This is a genomic window from Novosphingobium sp., assembly GCF_049240505.1.
Classification (GTDB): domain Bacteria; phylum Pseudomonadota; class Alphaproteobacteria; order Sphingomonadales; family Sphingomonadaceae; genus Novosphingobium.
This window is the reverse complement of the sequence record NZ_JBMLSM010000142.1, coordinates 1-4,041: the sequence shown is the minus strand read 5'-3', so window position 1 is coordinate 4,041 and position 4,041 is coordinate 1. Positions and strand designations below refer to the sequence as shown.

Below are 4,041 nucleotides of genomic sequence, written 5' to 3'. Positions count from 1 at the left end.
TTCGCCACGGCCAGTCGCAGTGGAACCTCGAAAACCGCTTCACCGGCTGGTGGGACGTTGACGTGACCGAAAAGGGCGCGGCCGAGGCATTCGCTGCTGGTCAGTTGCTGAAAGACAAGGGCGTGCTGCCCACGCTGGCTTTCACCTCGCTGCAGACCCGCGCGATCAAGACGCTGCATCTGGCGCTTGAGGCGATGGGGCGCCTGTGGGTGCAGGAAGACAAGGACTGGCGCCTTAACGAACGTCACTATGGCGGGCTGACCGGCCTCGACAAGGCTGAGACAGCCGCCAAGCACGGGGACGATCAGGTCAAAGTGTGGCGTCGCAGCTTCGACGTGCCGCCGCCCGTTCTGGAAGCGGGCAGCGAATTCGATCTGGCATCGGACCCGCGCTATGCCGGGATCGCGGTGCCTTCGACCGAAAGCCTGAAGGACACCATCGCGCGCGTGCTGCCCTGCTGGGAAGAAAAGATCGCACCTGCGCTGCGCGCCGGGGAAACGGTGATCGTTTCGGCCCACGGCAATTCCTTGCGTGCGCTGGTAAAGCACCTTTCGGGCATTTCGGACGAGGACATCACCAGCCTTGAAATCCCAACCGGCCAGCCGATCGTCTATGAACTGGACGATAACCTGGCCGAAGTGGAACGCTATTACCTCTCGGAGCGCTGAGCGCTACCGTAGCCTGAAGGGGGCAGGGGATGACGGATAAGTCAGTGCCAGAAGGGCCGCAAGTTGCCATCGTGATGGGCAGCCAGTCCGACTGGGAGACGATGAAGAACGCCGCCGCCGTGCTGGAAAAGCTGGGTGTTGCGCATGATTGCAGCATCGTTTCAGCCCACCGCACGCCGGACCGGCTGGTCAGCTTTGCCAAGGCCGCGCACCTTGAAGGCTTCAAGGTGGTGATCGCGGGCGCAGGCGGTGCCGCGCATCTGCCGGGGATGGTCGCCTCGATGACGCATCTGCCGGTGTTGGGCGTGCCGGTGGAATCCAAGGCGCTGAAGGGCATGGATTCGCTGCTGTCTATCGTGCAGATGCCCGGCGGCATCCCAGTGGCAACGCTGGCCATCGGCGTTCCGGGGGCGACGAACGCAGGTATTCTGGCGGCATCGATCCTCGCTACGTCTGATCCGGCGCTGGCCGAGCGGCTGATCGCATTCCGCACTGCGCAGACCGATTCGGTGGCGGAGAAGCCGGTCGGATGATCCCTCCCGGCGAAACCATCGGTATTCTGGGCGGCGGCCAGCTTGGCCGGATGATCGTGCTGGCGGCGGCCAATCTCGGCTATCGCTGCCATGTCTATGCGCCGGAAGCCGATCCCATCGCTGCTGATGTTTGCGCCGCTTTTACGCAAGGCACGTTCGATGATGAGGCGGCGCTTGCGGCCTTCGCCGAACAATGCGCGGTCGTGACTTACGAGTTCGAAAATGTCGCCGCCGGACCGCTGGGCGCGATTGCTCCGCACGCGCGGCTCCATCCGCCGGCGCGTGCGCTGGAAGTGGCGCAGGATCGGGTTAACGAGAAGTCGTTCGTCGAAGCGCTGGGTGGGCGCCCCGCGCCGTGGGCGCAGGTCGATTCGATGGATGACCTGCGCGCCGCCATTGCAAAGATCGGCGCGCCCGGCATACTCAAGACGCGGCGCGATGGTTATGACGGCAAGGGCCAGTGGCGCATCATGCAAGCCGCTGATGCCGATGCGATCGATCTGCCGCAGGTTCCGCTGATCTACGAAGGCTTCGTGACGTTTGAGGCGGAGTTTTCGGTCATTCTGGTGCGCACCAGCGCCGGTGAAGTGCGCTTCTGGGATTCGGCCGAGAACGTCCACAAGAACGGCATTCTTGACCGTTCGACCGTGCCCGCCGCGCCAGTGATTTTGCACCAGGTCGACGAGGCTCGCGCGCTCGCCGCGAAAGTTGCCGACGCGCTGGAATACGTCGGCGTGCTGACGCTCGAATTTTTCGCCACCGCGAACGGCCCGGTGTTCAACGAGATGGCGCCGCGCGTCCACAATTCCGGGCACTGGAGCATCGAAGGCGCGCTCACCAGCCAGTTCGAGAACCACGTCCGCGCGATCTGCGGTTTGCCGCTTGGCTCCACCGCGCTCGCCGCAAGGGGCGTGGTGATGGACAACCTGATCGGTGACGACGCACACGATTGGCCCGCGATCCTTTCGGACCCCGCCAACCACCTGCACCTTTATGGCAAGGCGGCGGTGCGACCCGGTCGCAAGATGGGCCACGTGACGCGGCTGGTGCTGTGACGGCTCGCCCAGAGGTCAGGCCGGGGCTGTTCCTGATATATGCCCGCGCCACCAACGGCGTGATTGGCAAGGACAATGCCCTGCCGTGGCGGCTTCCGGCAGACCTCAAGCGGTTCAGGGCGCTGACCATGAACAAGCCGATGATCATGGGCCGCAAGACGTTTGAAAGCCTGCCCGGCCTGCTCCCCGGACGCCGCCATATCGTGCTTACGCGCGACGCGGCATGGCAGGCCGATGGCGCGGAAGTTGCAGCCAGCGTGGACCAAGCGCTGGCTCTGGCCGGTGAAGGCGAAGTGGCCGTTGTTGGCGGGGCGGAAACCTATCGCCTGTTCATGCCGCTTGCAGAGCGGGTGGAATTGACGGAAATACATGGGCCGTTCGATGGCGATACCATGATGGAGCCACTCGGACCGGAGTGGACAGAGGTATTGCGCGAAGTGCATCAGGCCGAAGCAGGACGACCCGCTTTCGATTTTATCAGCTTTGCACGAAAGGTCGGGGAAGGCCGGGGATGATCCGCCTCGACAGCCGCCAACCCGTGCCCGAAGCCTTGCGCGGTGCCATCGTGGCGCTGGGAAATTTCGATGGTTTCCACCTTGGCCATCAGGCCGTGGTGGGCGAGGCTATCCGCTGGGCGCGGGCAGAGGGGCGTCCAGCCATCGTCGCCACGTTCGACCCGCACCCCGTGCGCCATTTCGCGCCCGATGCACCACCGTTCCGGCTGACCACGCTGGATCAGCGGCAGGAACTGTTCGCGGCGGCAGGCGCCGATGCCATGCTGGTGATCCATTTCGGTGCGGAGGTTGCGGGCATGACCGCGATCCAATGGATCGAACAGGGCTTGGCCGGGCACCTTGGCGCGGTTGGCGTGGTTACGGGTGAGGATTTCACTTTCGGCAAGGGCCGCAGCGGCAATGCGCAAGTGCTGGCAAGCGAAGGCCCGCGCTTCGGGCTGGCCGCGCGCGCCGTGGGGCCGGTGACGCTGGAGGGCGAGGTCGTCTCGTCCAGCCGCATCCGCGATGCGCTGATCGCGGGAGAATGCGAAACGGCAACACGCCTGCTGACGCGGCCTTTCTCCATCCGTGGCCCGGTGCAGCATGGCGACAAGCTGGGCCGCACCATCAACTTCCCCACCGCCAATATCGACATCGGCGCATACCTTCGCCCGCGCTATGGCATTTATGCGGTGACAGGGCGGCTGCCGGATGGACGTCTTCTGAAAGGCGCGGCGAATCTGGGCATCCGGCCCACGTTCGATCCGCCGAAGGAACTGCTTGAGCCGCATTTCTTCGATTTTTCGGGCGATCTCTATGGGCAGGACATTGAAGTGGCGTTTCACCACTTCCTGCGGCCAGAAGCGAAGTTCGATGGGCTGGACGCGCTGGTGGCGCAGATCGCGCGCGATTGTGACGAGGCGCGGCGGTTGCTCGGTTGAGCGACTTTCTGTTTCGCGCGGAGGCGCAGAGGAAGCAGAGGGCGCGGAGAAGATTGCGGGCTTCGCCCGGGATGGCTCACGCAAAGACGCGAAGACGCAAAGAGCTTGTATCCGGCGCAGGCCTTGATTTCCGATCGTCTGGAGCGCCAACGGATCAAGGCGGCTTTGCCGCGTGGGTACGACATCTTCGCGCCTTTGCGGCTTTGCGTGAAACCACTCCCCGCCACGCCAGAAAAATTGCGCAAAGCCCACAGCAGCGCTAAGGCCCGCCGGTCATGACCGAGCAACGCGATTTCCGCCCGACCGTCTTCCTGCCGAAGACCGATTTCCCGATGAAGGCTGGCCTGCCC

General features: G+C 64.3%; 5 protein-coding genes. All 5 read left to right on the top strand.

The genetic code is table 11. The features are described from left to right. The coding region (gene gpmA / locus ACOVQ0_RS12000; RefSeq protein WP_421884743.1) for a 2,3-diphosphoglycerate-dependent phosphoglycerate mutase at positions 1 to 668 on the top strand (668 nt) is incomplete at its 5' end. A gap of 29 nt (positions 669 to 697) precedes the next feature. After that, entirely contained in the window at positions 698 to 1,201 is a 504-nt protein-coding gene (purE, locus tag ACOVQ0_RS11995; protein ID WP_421884741.1) for a 5-(carboxyamino)imidazole ribonucleotide mutase, read from the top strand. Then, positions 1,198 to 2,256 carry a 5-(carboxyamino)imidazole ribonucleotide synthase gene (locus tag ACOVQ0_RS11990; protein WP_421884739.1) on the top strand — a complete coding sequence of 353 codons (1,059 nt, stop codon included), beginning with the start codon at positions 1,198 to 1,200 and terminating at the stop codon, positions 2,254 to 2,256. Before purE ends, ACOVQ0_RS11990 begins: the two co-directional genes overlap by 4 nt. Next, complete coding sequence (locus ACOVQ0_RS11985; protein ID WP_421884737.1) at positions 2,253 to 2,771, top strand: dihydrofolate reductase; 519 nt, start codon at positions 2,253 to 2,255, stop codon at positions 2,769 to 2,771. The genes ACOVQ0_RS11990 and ACOVQ0_RS11985 overlap by 4 nt, the downstream gene beginning before the upstream one ends. Continuing rightward, positions 2,768 to 3,691 (top strand): bifunctional riboflavin kinase/FAD synthetase, encoded by a 924-nt coding sequence (locus tag ACOVQ0_RS11980; protein WP_421884735.1) that lies wholly within the window; start codon positions 2,768 to 2,770, stop codon positions 3,689 to 3,691. Before ACOVQ0_RS11985 ends, ACOVQ0_RS11980 begins: the two co-directional genes overlap by 4 nt. Positions 3,692 to 4,041 lie beyond the last annotated feature (350 nt).

Excerpts from the sequence above, each read along its gene's own strand:
- purE (WP_421884741.1), top strand. The coding sequence starts at position 698 with ATGACGGATAAGTCAGTGCCAGAAGGGCCGCAAGTTGCCATCGTGATG.
- ACOVQ0_RS11990 (WP_421884739.1), top strand. The coding sequence starts at position 1,198 with ATGATCCCTCCCGGCGAAACCATCGGTATTCTGGGCGGCGGCCAGCTT.
- ACOVQ0_RS11980 (WP_421884735.1), top strand. The coding sequence starts at position 2,768 with ATGATCCGCCTCGACAGCCGCCAACCCGTGCCCGAAGCCTTGCGCGGT.